The 16,846-nt window shown below is 46.7% G+C and carries 12 protein-coding genes; 4 read left to right on the top strand and 8 right to left on the bottom strand.

The features are described from left to right. Positions 1-41: 41 nt before the first annotated feature. The 3 genes from QUB64_RS02095 to QUB64_RS02085 form a co-directional block, all read right to left on the bottom strand. On the bottom strand, positions 42-362 hold the full coding sequence (locus QUB64_RS02095) for a hypothetical protein (RefSeq protein ID WP_333393950.1): 321 nt from the start codon (positions 360-362) through the stop codon (positions 42-44). Beyond that, positions 363-2,765: an amylo-alpha-1,6-glucosidase gene (locus tag QUB64_RS02090; protein WP_333266006.1), complete on the bottom strand. Its 2,403-nt coding sequence runs from the start codon at positions 2,763-2,765 to the stop codon at positions 363-365. It abuts the gene before it with no gap. A 650-nt stretch (positions 2,766-3,415) separates the two neighbouring features. Beyond that, positions 3,416-4,501 carry a glycosyltransferase family 4 protein gene (locus QUB64_RS02085; RefSeq protein ID WP_333266004.1) on the bottom strand — a complete coding sequence of 362 codons (1,086 nt, stop codon included), beginning with the start codon at positions 4,499-4,501 and terminating at the stop codon, positions 3,416-3,418. Between the two features lie 512 nt (positions 4,502-5,013). Here QUB64_RS02085 and QUB64_RS02080 point away from each other — a divergent pair. The 3 genes from QUB64_RS02080 (at position 5,014) to QUB64_RS02070 (ending at position 8,959) form a co-directional block, all read left to right on the top strand. Then, complete coding sequence (locus QUB64_RS02080) at positions 5,014-6,459, top strand: EH signature domain-containing protein (RefSeq protein WP_333266002.1); 1,446 nt, start codon at positions 5,014-5,016, stop codon at positions 6,457-6,459. A gap of 317 nt (positions 6,460-6,776) precedes the next feature. Then, positions 6,777-7,511 carry a phosphoadenylyl-sulfate reductase gene (locus tag QUB64_RS02075; protein WP_333265999.1) on the top strand — a complete coding sequence of 245 codons (735 nt, stop codon included), beginning with the start codon at positions 6,777-6,779 and terminating at the stop codon, positions 7,509-7,511. Positions 7,512-8,026: 515 nt separating this feature from the next. Further along, complete coding sequence (locus QUB64_RS02070; RefSeq protein WP_333265997.1) at positions 8,027-8,959, top strand: class II fructose-bisphosphate aldolase; 933 nt, start codon at positions 8,027-8,029, stop codon at positions 8,957-8,959. 223 nt (positions 8,960-9,182) lie between these two features. Here QUB64_RS02070 and QUB64_RS02065 read toward each other — a convergent pair whose 3' ends face one another. Beyond that, on the bottom strand, positions 9,183-10,019 hold the full coding sequence (locus QUB64_RS02065) for a Uma2 family endonuclease (protein ID WP_333265995.1): 837 nt from the start codon (positions 10,017-10,019) through the stop codon (positions 9,183-9,185). 199 nt (positions 10,020-10,218) lie between these two features. Between QUB64_RS02065 and QUB64_RS02060 the strand changes: the two genes are divergently transcribed. Further along, on the top strand, positions 10,219-12,423 hold the full coding sequence (locus tag QUB64_RS02060) for a Tex family protein (RefSeq protein WP_333265993.1): 2,205 nt from the start codon (positions 10,219-10,221) through the stop codon (positions 12,421-12,423). A gap of 92 nt (positions 12,424-12,515) precedes the next feature. Here QUB64_RS02060 and QUB64_RS02055 read toward each other — a convergent pair whose 3' ends face one another. The 4 genes from QUB64_RS02055 to QUB64_RS02040 form a co-directional block, all read right to left on the bottom strand. Continuing rightward, positions 12,516-13,634: a GDSL-type esterase/lipase family protein gene (locus tag QUB64_RS02055; protein WP_333265991.1), complete on the bottom strand. Its 1,119-nt coding sequence runs from the start codon at positions 13,632-13,634 to the stop codon at positions 12,516-12,518. Positions 13,635-13,744: 110 nt separating this feature from the next. After that, complete coding sequence (locus QUB64_RS02050; RefSeq protein WP_333265989.1) at positions 13,745-15,124, bottom strand: MBOAT family O-acyltransferase; 1,380 nt, start codon at positions 15,122-15,124, stop codon at positions 13,745-13,747. Positions 15,125-15,551: 427 nt separating this feature from the next. Continuing rightward, the gene (locus QUB64_RS02045; RefSeq protein ID WP_333265987.1) at positions 15,552-15,737 is read right to left on the bottom strand and encodes a hypothetical protein; all 186 of its coding nucleotides are present in this window, start codon (positions 15,735-15,737) and stop codon (positions 15,552-15,554) included. A gap of 12 nt (positions 15,738-15,749) precedes the next feature. Next, positions 15,750-16,832, bottom strand: a complete 1,083-nt coding sequence (locus QUB64_RS02040; protein ID WP_333265985.1) for a PIN/TRAM domain-containing protein — start codon at positions 16,830-16,832, stop codon at positions 15,750-15,752. Positions 16,833-16,846 lie beyond the last annotated feature (14 nt).

Raw genomic sequence — 16,846 nt, 5'->3', positions numbered from 1 at the left:
GCGCGATGGCTTTCGCCCCGCTTCGCCCCGCTTCGCTACGGTTATTTGACTGCGCCACTTTGTAAACAAATAAATGCACTTCTAAATACAATATAGCCGGTCACATGGCTCCAGGGAAGAAGGAAGAAGGAAGAAGAAAGAGGGAAGAAGGAAGAGGGAAGAAGGAAGAAGGAAGAGGGAAGAAGGAAGAGGGAAGAGGGAAGAGGGAAGAATAAGCCAGAATAAGCCAGAATAAGCCAGAATAAGCCAGAAAGAAAAAGTCCGATGAAGTCGGAAGATAAAAAAACAGCTATCCCTGCCTCCGTGACTTCCGTGTCGCGAACAATGGGAATTGGGAATTGAGAATTCCCAATTAGCCACATTTAAGCTTCGATAATTACTCGCAAATTGCCGCGTTTTTTCATCACCCGACAAGCGGTTGAAGAACCCGAGCGCTCAAATTCCAAATCGAGCAAGGTTGAGCCTATCCTTAAGTTGTGCAGCGACAATTTATTAATCGATTCTGGCAGTGCTGGATCGATAATTCGCAGTTGGTTGTTAGGGGCATCGGGAACTAAATTTAACATCATTTGCAAGAGTTGAAAAATGCTGCCAGTTGCCCAAGCTTGGGGCGAGCAAGCTACAGGATACTGCACGGGGCGATCGCTCTCGCTGTTGCGCTCGTAGCCGCAAAAAAGTTCGGGGGGACGCTCGTAGGCTTGCAGCAATGTCATGTCAAATAAGCCTTGAGCTACTTCTAGGGCTTGTTCGACTCGGCCGATCGATCGCAATCCCATAGCTGTCAAAGCGTTGTCGTGCGGCCAGACGGAGCCTGTGTGGTAGCCGATGGGATTGTAGGCGGGAGATTTTGAGGATAGGGTGCGAATTCCCCAACCGCTAAACATATCTGGGGCTTGCAATCTTTCTGCGACGCTGCGAGCTTTTTCTCGCGACAAAATGCCGAGGTGCAAACAGTGTCCCGGATTTGATGAAATGCTGTCTGCGGGTTTGCCTTGGCCGTCTAATGCTAGGGCGCAATAACCTAAATCTTCGATCCAAAAATCGCGGTTGAATCTGGTTTTTAGATCTCTTGCTTCTTCTTCCCAGCGCTCGACTAAATCGATGCGTTTCTTAATGCGAGCAATCCCGGCCAGCCTGGTTTTGGCAGCGTAAACGTAGGCTTGGACTTCGCAAAGGGCGATCGCTCCTTCTGCCATTACGCCGGAGCGGTTGACGATGCAATCTCCCGAGTCTTTCCAGCCTTGATTTGCTAAGCCGCGCTTCGATTTTTGGTAATAGCTGAGGTAGCCTGTGGCGGCACATTTGCGATCGATCCATTCCATCGCCGCCAAGGCATTCGGCCACAAAAGATCTAAGATTTGGCTGTCGTAAGTCCAGGCATAATATTCAGCGTAAAGCATCAACCACAGCGGCGTTGCATCGACAGTTCCGTAATAGGGAGTGTGGGGGATTTCCTGACAGCGAGCCATTTCTCCCATGCGAATTTCGTGCAATATTTTGCCCGGTTCTTCGTCGCGCCAATCGTCGTCATTTTTGCCTTGATAGTGAGCTAAAGTTGTTAGGGTTTCTCTGGCTAAACTTGGATCTAGAATTAAGATTTGAGAAGCAGCGATGATGGAGTCGCGGCCGAATAAGGTTGAGAACCAGGGAACTCCGGCTGAAATTGCTTTGCCTTTCCCAAAGGTTTGCCGCAGGGAATAAATGTCTTGTTCGGCGCGTTTTAGGAGTCGGTTAAAGGTGTTTTTGTCCGAGTTGATTCTGGTAATTTCGCTCAGCCATTCTCGCTCTTCTAAAAGTTCTGCTGCTTTGGCTTGAGTTAAAGTTACGGGAGTGCTGACTTTGGAGATAGATTTGCCGTCGATCAGCATTTTAAGCCGATATCCCAATTTGATTGCTTGGTGGGATTCTAGGGAGATGCACCACACTGCTGTATTGCCCTGAAACAGTGCTGGCGGTTGGTTGTAAAACTCGATGTGAGATTCCATCACTGAGCCGTCTAAACCTTGGTAGGCAAGGGTTAAATTTTCCTGGAGGTTGCAGGATGGATATTGAGCCGAAAGTCGATCTATCTGGCTTTTTCCAGATGCTTGAATTGCCAGATTTTGGTTTTCTGCCGCCAGAATTTCACCGTCGCTATTGCCGTTAGCATCGGCAGGAATGGCTAATTTGCCTGCCACTTCGCCGAGGAATGCTTCGGTTTTTTTGGGCATCAGGCGGAGGAGTTTGCCACGTTTTTCGCGGCCGTAACCCCGGACTTCAAATAAGTCTAAGAAATCTGAGTTGAAGCTGAGGCTTATTTCAAAGCTGACGGCTTTTGTGGTGAAGTTGGTGATTTCTATGTCTTCAAACAAACCGCCGTTGAGGACCATTTCTCGCCTGATGCCGATGGTTTCTGCCGGGATGCGATCGTCAATGCGGGGGTTTGAGCACAAAACTGTTTGCAGGTAGCCTTTTTCGGCGTTGCTGCTGAGCAAAATTGGCGATCGCCCTTCAATTTGCAATTCTAGGCGGCTGAGAAAGCGCGTGTCGTGGCAAAACAATCCGAGGCTGGCCACGCTGTCGTCTTCTAAGCAACCTGAGATGTTGCCGAGGGTGTCGGTAATCAGAAATAAATCGTCGTCTTTGAGGGTGAGTGTTGGTTGAGGTCGATCGGCGATCGCGCAAGGCCACTCGGTTACGGGTGACTCCGCAGCGGCTACAAATGTTTTTCCTTCTAGTTCAACAGTATCGGTCATTGTTACAAAAAGTGGATTCCCAGCTTTCAAAAGTTTAATTTTCTTGAGCTTTTGACTCTTGACTTTTTGACCTTAAATTTTGATGTGAAGCGCCCTGATGTAATGCTTCACTTTTGGCATCATACCATTTTTTTTCAACTGATGCCAACAAATAGTTAAATTCATAAAATAAATTTAATTTTGCTTAAAGCAGGACAAAAAAGTGAAGCGTTCGGTAAAAAGTCACCATAATATCTACCAACTAATATAGCAGTTTTTAATCAATGCAATACAGCTTTAGACACGGCACTACCTTTCGTCGTGTCAACTTAAGATTAAAAACCTTTGTATCTCTCGTTTATAGCCGAGGCTATATCCCCCTAAATCCCCCTTAAGAAGGGGGACTTTGAGAGTTTCCGGTTCCCCCCTTCTTAAGGGGGGTTAGGGGGGATCTAGGCCTAAATCGTGAGACAGAAGTCTATGACTACGTTTGACATTAAGTTGACACGACGAAAGGCAGTGCCGTGTCATTCTTCCTGCTGCTGCTGAGAGTTCGATCCTGGTTTTGTCGCAGCTAAAACGACAATAAAGCTCAGGTAAAAACCGGGTAGTTCCATAAAATAACCCGGTTGATTGAATGTAATATGTAAATTTTGGATAACTAAACCCGCGTTGCGTTTAATTTGTCCTCGCCCACCTATCTATCTGCCGTGCAGTTCTAATTCTGTCAAATGATGCGCGTGACCGTTTTGGGAAAATCGCTCTTTTAAAATTTCTCGGTAAACTGCTTCATAGCCATCAACCATTGTTTGAACGCTGAAGCGATCGATCGCGTGTTGTCTGCAAGCACTGCGATCTAGTTCTCGGGCTGGCTCTATGGCAGCGATACATTCTGCCACGGTTTCGCACAGAAAACCTGTTTTTCCGTGAACAATTACTTCCGGAGTCGAGCCTAATTTCATGGCAATTACGGGCGTTCCCGTTACCATTGACTCAATCATCACCAACCCGAAAGGTTCGCGCCAAGTAATCGGAAATAATGTCGCGACTGCACCGCCCATCAGCACGCTTTTTTGAGCGTGGTTGGCTTCACCTAAATATTCTATTTGTTTGCCGTCAATGTGGGGCTTGATTTCTTTCTCGAAATATTCGCGATCGACCATATCGACTTTGCCTGCCATCTTTAGATGCCAGCCGGAAGCCTTAGCAATTTCTATAGCTAAATGCGCTCCTTTTTCCGGCGAAATCCGACCTAAAAAAGCTAAATAAGGAGGATTGTCAGGCTGCGGGTGAAATTCGTAGGTTGCCGGATCGATGCCGTTGTAAACTGTGGCGACGCAATTGAGGTTTAATCTATCTTCCCGCTGAGAATTAGAAATACTTACATAAGGCTGAGTGCGTGCCAAGCTAAACATCTTTTCGTTATCTGGTGTAAAAATGCCGTGCATGGTGTGAACTGTGGGCGTTTTTACTAAGTGCGAGTAAGATAAAGCGGCACAGCCTACGTGAGAGTGAATGATGTCAAATTCTCCGGCTTTTTCATATAATTTGCTCAGTTGCATCATATCGTAAATGCCGTATTCTTTAACGGTGGGATCTAGACGCAACGCTCTGGGGTGAACTGATTCTAAATTAGCAGAAGTAATTGAATCCCCGGAGGCAAACAATGTAACTTCATGTCCCCTTCTGACTAATTCTTCGGTCAAGAGGCTTACCACGAGTTCAATTCCTCCGTAAGCTGGGGGCGGAACTCGCTCGAATAGGGGGGCAATTTGGGCAATTCTCATCACAAACCTCCTAGTTTTATCTACAGTAAAATTTGCTACGCGAGAGGGTGGTTGCGCTCGGTAGTTATGGCAACTTTTCTTAACTTGTGAATTGTCGCGTACAATTAAATTTAATAATACTTAACCAATTTAGTCTATGCTACCTGGGAGGGAGATTGTCAGGTAGCGCGATCGCACTTTTATCCTTCGCTTTTGAACTCGCAGGGCTACTACGGCACGCACAAGCTGCATTGACTTCTGCCGAAAGAGTGAATAACGCGCAACGCCAGCTAGTTTTCCCAGTCGTATCTTCCCTTAATATCGAAAATTGTGTAAAATATTACAATCAGAGGACTGACGCGCGGGCGATCGCATCAACGGGGTTTTTCAATTATAGAAACCGCCACATCGGTGAGGACATAAATAACTTGATAAATAGAGCCGATACCCGTATTGCATCAATGGTTTGATTCCCGTTATGCAACTGTCAACTGTCAACTGTCAACTGTCAACTGTCAATTGTCAACTGCTATATGAGCATTCAGTTTCGCGAGATTCAACTGCCGCAAAACCCCAACCAGCGGCTACCAGAAAAAATCAAAAATGCGGGAAACTTTGTACAAACAAGCCAGCCCAATGTTCCCAAAGTGAAAACTGTGCTGCGAGGGCTGGCAGAAATTATAGCAGATATTGAGGGCGATCGAGCTGACACCATTACTCCTCTAGAATGGACTTATTGTCTTTGGGCTAAAGCTCAATGGGATATGAAAAACCCCGATCGCGCCCGAGAAATATCCCAAGCTATTTGGCTGGTAGCTCAAAACAATGTCCGCCTGAAACAGCAGTTGTTGTGGCGTTTAGCTCTCCATCACAGCCAGCAGTTAGAAAATGCAGAAAACAGTAATGTTTCCGTACTCGATCGCTCTTTGGTAGAGTGCTTTGCCGACTTTGCTAGCACGGCGGTGGGTACCGATGCCTTACCAGTACAAATTATTAAAATCCTGACTCGCGATAACTGTGATTACGAGCTGGCAAAACTGAGTTGGCAATACCTAAAAACTCCGGCGGAACTGTTAGCAAAAGCTCAGTTACCAGCCAGGATTCCTATAGTCGATCGCGCTCAACCGCACCTTGCGGGAATTTTTGCTAAAAATCAGGTTTCCGATTTGTCGGGCGTAGAATGGCTGCTCAGGTGCTTGAAGGAAATGCAACCTGCGCCGCAACTTGCAGCAGTTGAAGAGTTGTTAGTTAAAATTTCGAGCGATATTCTCAAAAATCAACGGCCGAAATTGGTTGAGTGGGTGCGAGACGAATATTATCCGAAATTGCGATTACTTTCGGATGCTGCGAAACAGTCTCTGACTCGATGGATTGGGGCGCTCAGTTACAGTTATTTCCAGAAAACGGTTGATTTGGTGGCGCGGATGCTGCGGCTGTCTGATGCGGAAATTAAGCAGTTGGAGGAGCGCCGGGATTTTTGGGCAAATTATAGCGATCGCCTTCAGCGGGTGCGCTTGCTGTTGCCACAGTCGTCTGTGAGCGCGATCGGCTACCAGTTGCAGTTTAATGTGGATATCTTACCAGAGGACGGCAGCGAAGTAACTGAAGTTTGCATTTTTCAGTTGGACAGCTATTATGCGATCGAGTTTTTTCGGGGTACCGGCGCCGAAATTCGCTTGATTAAGCGCAGCAAAGAGAACGATCGGCTGTTGTTTGTCAAGAAAGAACTGTCTGTTAAGCGCATCCGAAAATTAGGTGGCGAAGTGCACGATCGCGTTTTTATGTGGCAGAGTTCTTGCGAAAAGTGGCTGAAACAGAAAAAAATTATCCCCAATGAGGGGACTACATCTTTTCAGGGAATGTCGCAGTATTACGGCAAGTATGATGCTAAAAATGGCTTGAGAATGCCGGAACCTCAGGAACAAAAAGAGCGCGAAGTTTTGTTGAAAAAATGGCAGAAAGAAATGGAATCTTTGTAGCAATTGGCTTGTAGTGAGGACTTTAGTCCGCATCAATTTTTGCGGACTAAAGTCCTCACTACAAACCTGTTTTACAGTGGTGGAGCGAGGAGAAATGATATCAGCCCTCATTGACGGGGTGGCTGTCGGATTTTCCTCGGCAAAGGAGTTTTGACGGAGCGCCAACTGGGACAAACGGGCGATCGCCATTCTCAAGCTCTCCTCGTGGCGCCAGCCGAAAAGACTGCCACCAGATGCGGTAAAATTAATCGGAGAGAAAGATACTGCGATCGGCTATAATCGAGGGCTAGAAAAAAGAACACCGATCGCGCAAAAATATGGTTGCCATCCAGAGAAATCTCAACATTGCCGCCCTCGAAGCAGAATACAGTCAAAAAACACCGCGAGAAATTATCAAATTTGCCCTAGACAATTTTGACAATATCTCAATTTCTTTCAGCGGTGCTGAAGATGTAGTCCTGATCGACATGGCATCAAAAATTACTAAGAACTTCCGCGTTTTCACCCTAGACACCGGACGGTTGCACTCAGAAACCTATCAGTTTTTAGATGCAGTTAGAAAACATTACGGCATTAAATTAGAAGTAATGTTTCCCGATGCAGCAGAAGTACAAGCCCTAGTAGAAGAAAAGGGATTGTTTAGTTTTTATGAAGACGGTCACAAAGAATGCTGTGGCGTGCGGAAAGTCAAGCCATTGCGCCGCAAACTAAATACTCTCGATGCTTGGATTACCGGTCAGCGCAAAGATCAAAGTCCCAGTACCCGCAACGGTATTCCGGTGATTGAAGTTGACGGTGCCTTCTCAACTCCAGACCATGAATTAATTAAATTCAACCCCTTAGCAAACTGGTCTTCGGCAGAGGTTTGGGATTATATTCGCGCTTTGGAAGTGCCTTATAACAAGTTGCACGAACGCGGTTTTGTCAGCATTGGTTGCGAACCTTGTACGAAACCTGTATTGCCGAACCAACACGAACGCGAAGGTCGTTGGTGGTGGGAAGAATCGACGATGAAAGAGTGCGGTTTGCACGCTGGTAACGCACAAAAATAGTATTTGTTGGTGCAATACTTCGGACATTTTTGGAATCTCAAAAGCTAGCCGTAGGGTGCGTCAGGGCGGAAAATATTGGTTAATTTTCAAAATATTTAGCCCTGACGCACCCTACAATAGACCTCTTGCAAAATTTTTTTAATCAACTTTGGGAACGGGCTCTTCGGCCCGTTCCACAAAGATATTTTTTTCTGTGGAACGGGCCGAAGAGCCCGTTCCTAACTATTTTTGCAAGAGGTTTAATAACTATTGTATAAGGTGTAGATCTGTGAGATTGTCGATATTTGTTAATAAATTGTCGATGTATCCGCACCCTATGACTTCTGAATGCTGTCCTCAAAACCGAAGTTCACCTGTGAGAAATCGTGACCTCAGAAACCGGGTTTCTTGCGTGATTTCTCGTCACTCAACGCAAAACTCGTAGAAACCCGGTTTCTAGCTACATATCGCCAATCAAACTGTCCGAACTTTGATAGAATGATCGAGATTCAGAAAAGTTTTTAAGCCAGGTACTTATGCTCGCCTCAACTAGCGAATTGCTGAACACGGCCCGGAGAAACGCTTACGCGATCGGCGCTTTTAACGTGTACAACCTCGAAGGAGTCAAGGCCGTCATCGATGCCGCCGAAGCGCTGCAAAGTCCTGCGATGCTGCAACTTCACCCCAGCGCCCTCAAATATGGTAAATCGCCTTTAGTCGCGCTTTGCATGGAAGCCGCGCGCAAGTCTTCAGTGCCGATCGCAGTACACTTAGATCACAGCACGTCAGAAAAAGATATTCACCTCGCCCTCGCCGCCGGTATCAAGTCGATCATGGCTGACGGTTCTCCTTTGTCCTACGAACAAAACTTAATATTTACTCGTGAAATGACTAAGCTATCCCACGCTAACGGTGCGGTAGTTGAAGCGGAAATCGGCAGAATTAGCGGTACGGAAGATGGTTTGACAATTGAAGAAAAAGCTGCCAAGATGACCGATCCAGTGGAAGCTGTAGAGTTTATTCAAGCAACTAAGGTGGATTTTTTGGCCGTAACAATCGGCAACGTGCACGGTAAATATTTCAGCGAGCCGAAACTCGATTTCCCGCGTTTGGCTAAAATCCGCGCTTCGGTTTCGGTGCCTTTAGTGCTGCACGGCGCTAGCGGTTTGCCGGAATCGATGATTAATCAATCTATTAAATTAGGTGTGTCTAAGTTTAATGTGAATACGGAAGTGCGCGATGCTTATATGGATGTGTTGAAAACTAGCAGTTCTTTGTCAGATCCTGATTTGCTGGAAGTTATGGAAAAGGCGATCGCTGCTATGCGATCGGTGATTGCTGGGAAACTGCAACTTTTTGGTTCTGCGGGTAAGGCTTATTTGCATCAGTCACCTTACGCAGATGGATTTACGGCAAATAGTGCGAGTGATAAACACGTTGAGACAGATCGAGTTTTTGTCAACTCTTAAAATGTGTTTGTAGTGAGGACTTTAGTCCTTTCTTGGAGTCGGAAGAAGGACTGAAGTCCTCACTACGAACCTGGTTAAGAAGGACTGAAGTCCTCACTACGAACCTGGTTAAGAAGGACTGAAGTCCTCACTACGAACCTGGTGAAGAAGGACTGAAGTCCTCACTACGAACCTGGCTGAAGAAGGACTGAAGTCCTCACTACGAACCTGGGTGAAATCGTTTCTAACGGTTTAAAAATCGATCGGGATCTATGCCAGATTCCCGCAGTCGCTGAATTAAAGACTGTAATTGAGCTTCCGCTGATTCAGCCCGCTGTCGTTGTTGTTCGGCTTCAGTCAGAATCCAGTTGCCATCAACATCATACCAGCGCAACCACAGGCGATCGATTCCCTGAAACTCCCCTTGCCACAAACCCAAGCCCAAACTTAGATCGGCAATCCACACTCGCGAGTCAGACAATTCCAATTCTTGATAGCGTCCGGCGTTCAAGGCAAACACTCGCAACCTATTAGTATAGCGACTGAAGACAGCATAAACAGGAACCCGCAAAATCTGCTCGTAAACCTCCCACTTACTAGGCGGTTTCTCATTTGTCTGGGCCTCCAAAACTTGCCCGTTAGTCGCAAGATTCGGCTGAGTTGCTAGATTTTCATCATCGATATTTGCGCCTAAATCTTCTTTTTCCATTCCCGGCGAAAGCAATTCTACAACTACAAAAGGATTCACGCCTTCTTGCCAAGTAACATAACTCATCCGCAGTTCAGATCCATCGTACAGTCGAGGAACTCCCACCACCCCAAACCAATCCGGGCGCTTGTGCCACAGAGGGTGCTGCACGTCATAATACAGGTTCATGTCCGTGCCGCTAAATGTCTCAGAAGCCTGATAATTCCGAGGGCGAAACGCCAGGGTTAACAACTGCGGCTGCAAATCGTGAAATTCGTCAGGTAAACCAGGTTCCTCCGGGTCTTCGCTAGGTAAATCGTACATCGTCGGCAGCGTTTCTCTGGGCGATCGCGGCGGATCGCTTTGCGGCACAGGATATTTAAAAGGAAACATATAATATTGAGAAAAGACTGCACTTATGCTAACATCACTTTAATACTGCTAGGGCGATCCATAAAACCTTCTCAACCTCTTATTTATCTCATTTCCTCCTCCGTGTCCTCTGCGCCTCTGCGGTTAATTTCCCTCTTAATTCGCGACCCGAAACTCATAAATAATTTATTAAAGCCTAATTGCTCCGAACTTCTGCACTATGCTCAACATTCCCCAACTGATTGCTCAAGAACTCTCAATCAATCTCTCCCAAGTCAATAATGCCCTGGAACTTTTCGCCGAGGGCGCAACTATTCCGTTTATTGCCCGCTACCGCAAAGAACGCACAGATTTGCTGAATGAAATTCAGTTGCGAGATATTTCCGATCGCTTCACTTATTTGACGGAATTAGAAGACCGCAAAGATTCTATTTTAGAGACGATCGCCTTTCAAGGCAAACTTACTGAGGAATTGCAAGCGAAAATTGAGTTGTGCTTGCAAAAAAATGAACTCGAAGACCTCTACCTGCCTTACAAACCCAAGCGGCGGACGCGGGCGACAATTGCCAGAGAAAAAGGTTTGGAACCGCTAGCAGATTTGATCGTAGATCTCAACGATCCGACTGCTAAACCTGCCGATATCGCAGCGGAAGCAAGGCAATATGTTTCGGAAGAAAAAGGAGTTAAAACAGCAGCAGAAGCTCTCAAAGGTGCTGGAGATATTTTGGCGGAAGCCGTTTCAGAACAAGCTGAATACCGAGCTTATTTGCGAGAATTTTTGATGAAAACAGGAGTTTTTATCTCGAAAATTAAAGATGATTTCCCGGAAGGAACCACGAAATTTGAGATGTACCGCAATTACCAAATTGCGGCGAGAAATGTTCAGTCGCACAATATGTTAGCGCTGTTTCGCGGGGAAACGGAAGGAATTTTAGATTTAGACTTAGCCTTTGATGAATCGGCGGTGATGGCTTATTTGGAATCTCAGGAAATTAGAACTAGGATACCTGAAGTTAAAGAGTTTTATCGATCGACCTTGAAGGACGCTTTCAACCGCCTGATGAAGACTTCGTTGATGACGGAAGTGCGATCGCACCACAAAACCGCCGCCGATATCGAGTCCATCGCCACCTTTGAAACCAACCTCCGCGAGTTGCTGCTGTCGGCGCCGGCGGGAATGAAGCCCACATTGGCGATCGATCCGGGATTTCGCACCGGGTGCAAAGTTTCCGCCCTCGATGAAACCGGGCAGTTTTTGGAATATCAAGCCATCTTTCCCCACCAAGCGGCAGGTCAACGACAACAAGCTGGTAAAATTGTCAAGCATTTGATTGAAAAATATAAAATTGAATTAATTGCGATCGGCAACGGTACAGCTTCCCGCGAAACCGACGAGTTTGTATCGGAAGTTTTGGCAGATATGGACAGAAAACCGATTAAAGTCATGGTAAACGAGTCCGGCGCCTCGATTTATTCAGCGAGTGATGTGGCGATCGCCGAATTTCCCGATCTCGACATCACCGTCAGGGGCGCAGTCAGCATCGGTAGGCGCTTGCAAGATCCTTTAGCCGAACTTGTCAAAATCGACCCAAAGTCGATCGGAGTCGGTCAATACCAGCACGACGTTGACCAAAAATTGCTCAAAAAGAAACTCGATGAAACAGTCGAAAGCTGCGTCAACTATGTCGGAGTTGACTTAAATACAGCCTCCAAAGAACTGCTGACATTTGTATCGGGAATGAGCGCCACAGTTGCCAAAAATATCGTCAATTACCGCAACGAAAACGGCGCCTTTAAAAATCGCCGCCAACTGCTGAAAGTTCCCAAACTCGGCCCGAAAGCCTTTGAACAAGCAGCCGGATTTCTCCGGATTCGCGGCGGCGAAAACCCGCTGGACAATACAGCAGTTCATCCCGAAAGTTATCCAGTCGTCCAGGCGATCGCCAAAGATTTAACTTTGCCGCTGACTGAGATAACACAAATATCCGAAAAAGTCAAGACTGTAGATATTAAGAAATACGTGACCGAGAAAGTCGGAGAACCGACACTGCGAGACATTATTTCCGAACTAGAAAAGCCGGGAAGAGACCCGCGCGCCGAGTTTAAATATGCCACCTTCCAAGCCGGAATTAACGAAATCTCCGATTTACAAGTTGGGATGGAATTAGAAGGCATCATCACGAATGTAGCTAACTTTGGAGCCTTTGTTGATGTGGGAGTGCACCAAGATGGTTTGGTTCATGTTTCTCAATTAGCCGATCGCTTCGTGGACGATCCGAAACAGGTTGTGAAAGTCGGACAAGTTGTGAAAGTGCGGGTTTTGGAGGTGAATGAAAAGTTAAAGCGGGTGAGTTTGACGATGAAACTGCAAGAAAAACCGCAACCGTCAAATAGCGCGAGGCTTCCTGCCCCACGCCGACGTTAAAATTGCGATCGCATTCGATCGCACGTGCGGACTTCAGTCCGCTCGGAGGCTGCGGACTGAAGTCCTCACTACGAACCATTTTGTCCTCGTTGTTATTTAGCTTTGTCTGCTGGGCGAACCACCTTGAACAACTCTTCGGCAAGAGCTTTGTTGCCGTCTTTGTCAAGGTGGACAGTATCAAACTTAATGTACATCGGGGCAGAACGACCTTCTTTTTGGGCAATTTGCGCCCTACCCCAACGGACTGGTTCGGTACCATCCAGATAGGGCACACCGAGTGACTGACTAATTTCGCCAAGTCGCTTGCCCGCGTCGATAGTCAACCGATTTTTTGGCACTCGTTGTTCGTTGTCAGAAAACCTGTCAAAAGCCATAAAACGAGCCGGCAAGTAAACTACAACCAACGATCGACCGTCAGCAGCAATCGAGTCCCGGAGTGCACTCAAATCTGCCTCAAACTGCTTCCAAGCGCGTTCAGCGAGATCTGGAGGCACATCAGCCTGCTTCCAGCCCAAGGCTAGCGTTGCGCCTAAAGGAATTTCCGGCTTCATGTTGTGATTTGATAAACCCAGCAAGTACAAGCCTTTTTGGGAGTTGATTCTCAGCCAGGAAGGAGAAGCTAAAACGCGGGTAACTTGTTTGTATCCGTTTTTTAAATCTTCGAGTTTGGACTTAGGGGCAGGATCTCGATAGGGGTTTTTCGGTGCACCTTTGTCGTCGCGGCGAAACCACGTCATCGAGACCATGTTGTTGTCTACCCCCAGCACTACTACATCTGGTTTGTAGGCAGACCATTGGTTGCGATAAACATAGTTGATTTCTTTGAGGGTAGAACCTTCTATAGCGCTGTTGATATAGGTTGCCTTAGCGCCATTTTTCTGAAAAACAGTTGCTAATTGAGCCGGCCAAGTATCTTCTGCACCAATCCCAGTCCCAAATGTTGTGGAATCTCCCATGCCGAGGATGCGCAATTCGCCGGGAGCTTTTTGAATAGGCAGCAGCGGGCCGCGATTTCCGGCACTGCTGACGGCGATGGGACGACCTCCTGTAAAGTCGCGATCGAAAACGTTATTTTTGTAGTCAGGAGCAATAACTTGCAGCATTCCTTCCAATAATAAAGCTGCTAACAATAGCTTTGACAAGTCTACGGTCGTGCGGCGAAATGCTGTTTTTACATGAGAAAGTGCCTGGTCATTAAATATCGGGAGCATAACTTATACCATTTTTGATTTTTGATTTGGGATTGGGGATGATTTACTCGATCGGGGTTTTGATCTTCTAAGCCAGTTGCATTATTGCCAAAATGGTATTGTCAATCCGATTAGAACTGGAAGTAAATGAAATTTGAACTTGAGGCGCCGGCAAAGGTAAACATCAGCGCGATCGCGATCGTACAAACAATCCACTTGAAGAAATTTGGGTGTATCTGAACCCAGCTCATCCACCGTTGCTTCACATCCCCCCATTGAACTAGCAAAACTAGGCCCAAGTAAAATAGCGGGCGATAGTCAATCGGTATCCGGCCGTCAGCAAAAGTAAATATCCGCTGAAATACCACACCAGCACTGTTCAAATCAGATGATGCAAAAAGTACCCAAGAACTACAAATTACAAAAAAGGTCAGCAGCCAGCGCAGGAAATAACTAACTTTTGATTTAGGTGCAGAGGAAAGCCCAAAGGCTCGTTCCATTGAGAGCATTGCCCCTTGCAAACCTCCCCAAGCAACCCAGTTCCATCCAGCACCGTGCCAGAGACCTCCCAGCAGCATCGTGATCATTAAGTTCCCATAGGTACGGAGTTGACCCTGCCGGTTGCCACCGAGGGGAATGTAAAGATAGTCGCGCAGCCAATTTGACAGTGAAATGTGCCAGCGGCGCCAGAAATCAGTAATGCTGTGGGCCAGATAAGGCCTGTCAAAATTTTTCGGCAGTTCTATTCCGAATAGGCGGGCAGAACCGATCGCCATATCTGAATAGCCAGAAAAGTCGCAGTAGACTTGAACTGTAAAGGCGAATGTCGCCAGTAACAGCCCCAACCCGGAAACGCTCTGGGGCCGACTAAAAGCCTCACTGGTAATTGATGCCATCGGGTCAGCTATATAAACTTTTTTCAGCATCCCCCAGGTGATTTGGGCAATGCCACTGCGGATCTGAACCCAGTCTACCGGTGAGGAGCACGTCAACTGGGGCATGAGAGTCTTGGCGCGGACGATCGGGCCAGCCACCAGATTAGGGAAGAAAATGACGTACAGCGCTAGGTCGAGAAGTGATTTTTGGGCAGGTGTAACGCCCTTGTAGACATCGACTATGTAACTGATGGTCTGGAATGTGTAAAAAGAAATACCCAGAGGCAATAGCAGATTTAGTTTAGGCCAAGGATAAAATCCAAACAGGGAGTAGGTCGAAGCTGAAAAGAAGTTTGCGTATTTAAATACGCAGAGAGTGCTTATAACTACCACTAAAAAACCAATTAAAGCAGTAGTTCTCTCTCTATTTTTAGTTGATGAGTCTATAATGCGAGCTGTGATATAAGCTAGCAGGGTATATAAAACCATTAGGAGCGAGTACGGTACGCTCCACACCCAATAAAAGCAATAGCTAGCCAATAACAAAAACCAACGTCGGTATTGCGGTGTCAGCAAGTAATAGACATACACCACCACTACCAAAAAGACCAAAAATAATGTGGAGTTAAACAGCATTTTTTTAAATCTGAAATTTTAGCGATCGCTAAGTGAATCGTATCTAGAGAGATACCAGTTGTCAATGATTGGAACATTTCTTTTTCTTAACAAACCGCAAAGACGCGCAACGTGCAGAGTCAGATCGAACAGTATAAAACTTTACGATTGATTGAGAAGTGCTATTAATATTGATGACAATGTTCTGTGACATTTTTAAACGATCGGACTGCGGTGGAAACCGCCCAAGGGTCAAATGATGTCCGAGGGAAGGAATCAGGAAGAGAATGTAATTTATGTGTTAATTAATCAAGAAAAAGTTAATGTAGAGTGTTTTTGCCAAAATGCAGATGGGCTATGGTTGCTCGATCCTTTCTGAATTTTGATATGATTGAACCGCGAAGACGCGAAGCACGCGAAGGAAGAGAAAAGAAGAAGAAGAAGCTGATTATTTTTTCTTGCTGGCTTTCCAAGTGCCACCGTAGAGGTAAAAGGGATTATCTTTACTTACCGATTCCCAACATTTAAGACACAGAAAAAACCACTGCCCCGACTCGTCATACCGGGCGCGGTAGAGAGTCGGGGCAGATTGGGAACAGCGATCGCAATATTTGATTCTAATTGCTCTGGCCATTGTTTGTCAGTTTCAAGCAATAACGGACTCCTGAGGGCGCGCGAAAATCATGCGGCCCGCGCTAGTTTGCAAGGCGCTAGTGACTACGACTCGGGCTTCGGCGCCGACGTAGCTGCTACCTGCTTCTACGACAACCATTGTGCCGTCATCCAAGTAACCGATGCCCTGAGACGGTTCTTTGCCTTCTTTGCGGATTTTTAGTTCGATCGTATCTCCCGGCAAATAAGTGGGGCGCACCGCATGAGTCAAATCGTTGATATTCAAAACCGGCAGTTTTTGAACGGTAGCTACTTTCGATAAGTTGTAATCGTTGGTGAGCAAAATGCCGTCGATATCCAAAGCGAACCGGACTAATTTAGCATCCACGGTGGCAATCTCTTCGTAGTCAGCCGAGTGAATTTGAATCCGTTCTGGATAGGTTTCTTTGATGCGGTTGAGAATATCTAAGCCGCGACGCCCGCGCACTCGTTTTTGATCGTTGGCGGAATCAGCTATTAGTTGCAGTTCTTGCAGCACGAATTGCGGGATGATAATTTGACCTTCTAGGAAGCCTGTTTCTAGCAGGTTTTCAATCCGGCCGTCAATAATGCAGCTTGTATCGACAACTTTGGCACTTGCTGCTTTGAAAGTACCTTCGGCTATCAACACTGTTGTGTCCAAGCTTTTGGGGTTGATCAGGCGCAGGAAAGCGCGGCCGTGGGTGTCTGTCAAGCTGACGCCTGTGAAGCCGAACATGACGCTACCCAAGACTGCGACTAGGGGTTTGATGAAGCCGAACTCGCGAGGAATTGGCAGCAGGAACAGCGGAGCTAGCATTAAGTTGGCGACTAGCAGTCCGATAATTAAGCCGATCGCCCGTGTCAGCAGCATCTCCACCGGCATATCGCGGACTTGCTTTTCCACCCGCCGATAGGTTGTTTGAGCCACTAATCCCAACACGAAGCCGATTAATGCTCCAAAGGAACCCAGTACGGAACTTAGGCCTTGGATATTTGTAACTTCCTGCAGGAGGTTGTTCGGCAGGAGTTCGACTCCGTAATAGCCGATACCTCCGCCTGCGATTATGAATGAGATAATTATGATTGCGTCTAGCATTAGTTCTAGGTTAA

The organism is Microcoleus sp. Aus8_D2, from assembly GCF_036702665.1.
GTDB lineage: Bacteria > Cyanobacteriota > Cyanobacteriia > Cyanobacteriales > Microcoleaceae > Microcoleus.
Note: the sequence above shows the minus strand (reverse complement) of the source record. Positions and strands in the feature narration are given on the sequence as shown.

Coding starts and splice junctions, on each gene's coding strand:
- QUB64_RS02095 (WP_333393950.1), bottom strand. CDS start 362: ATGTGGCTAATTGGGAATTCTCAATTCCCAATTCCCATTGTTCGCGAC.
- QUB64_RS02085 (WP_333266004.1), bottom strand. CDS start 4,501: ATGAGAATTGCCCAAATTGCCCCCCTATTCGAGCGAGTTCCGCCCCCA.
- QUB64_RS02080 (WP_333266002.1), top strand. CDS start 5,014: ATGAGCATTCAGTTTCGCGAGATTCAACTGCCGCAAAACCCCAACCAG.
- QUB64_RS02075 (WP_333265999.1), top strand. CDS start 6,777: ATGGTTGCCATCCAGAGAAATCTCAACATTGCCGCCCTCGAAGCAGAA.
- QUB64_RS02070 (WP_333265997.1), top strand. CDS start 8,027: ATGCTCGCCTCAACTAGCGAATTGCTGAACACGGCCCGGAGAAACGCT.
- QUB64_RS02065 (WP_333265995.1), bottom strand. CDS start 10,019: ATGTTTCCTTTTAAATATCCTGTGCCGCAAAGCGATCCGCCGCGATCG.
- QUB64_RS02060 (WP_333265993.1), top strand. CDS start 10,219: ATGCTCAACATTCCCCAACTGATTGCTCAAGAACTCTCAATCAATCTC.
- QUB64_RS02055 (WP_333265991.1), bottom strand. CDS start 13,634: ATGCTCCCGATATTTAATGACCAGGCACTTTCTCATGTAAAAACAGCA.
- QUB64_RS02050 (WP_333265989.1), bottom strand. CDS start 15,124: ATGCTGTTTAACTCCACATTATTTTTGGTCTTTTTGGTAGTGGTGGTG.
- QUB64_RS02045 (WP_333265987.1), bottom strand. CDS start 15,737: ATGGCCAGAGCAATTAGAATCAAATATTGCGATCGCTGTTCCCAATCT.
- QUB64_RS02040 (WP_333265985.1), bottom strand. CDS start 16,832: ATGCTAGACGCAATCATAATTATCTCATTCATAATCGCAGGCGGAGGT.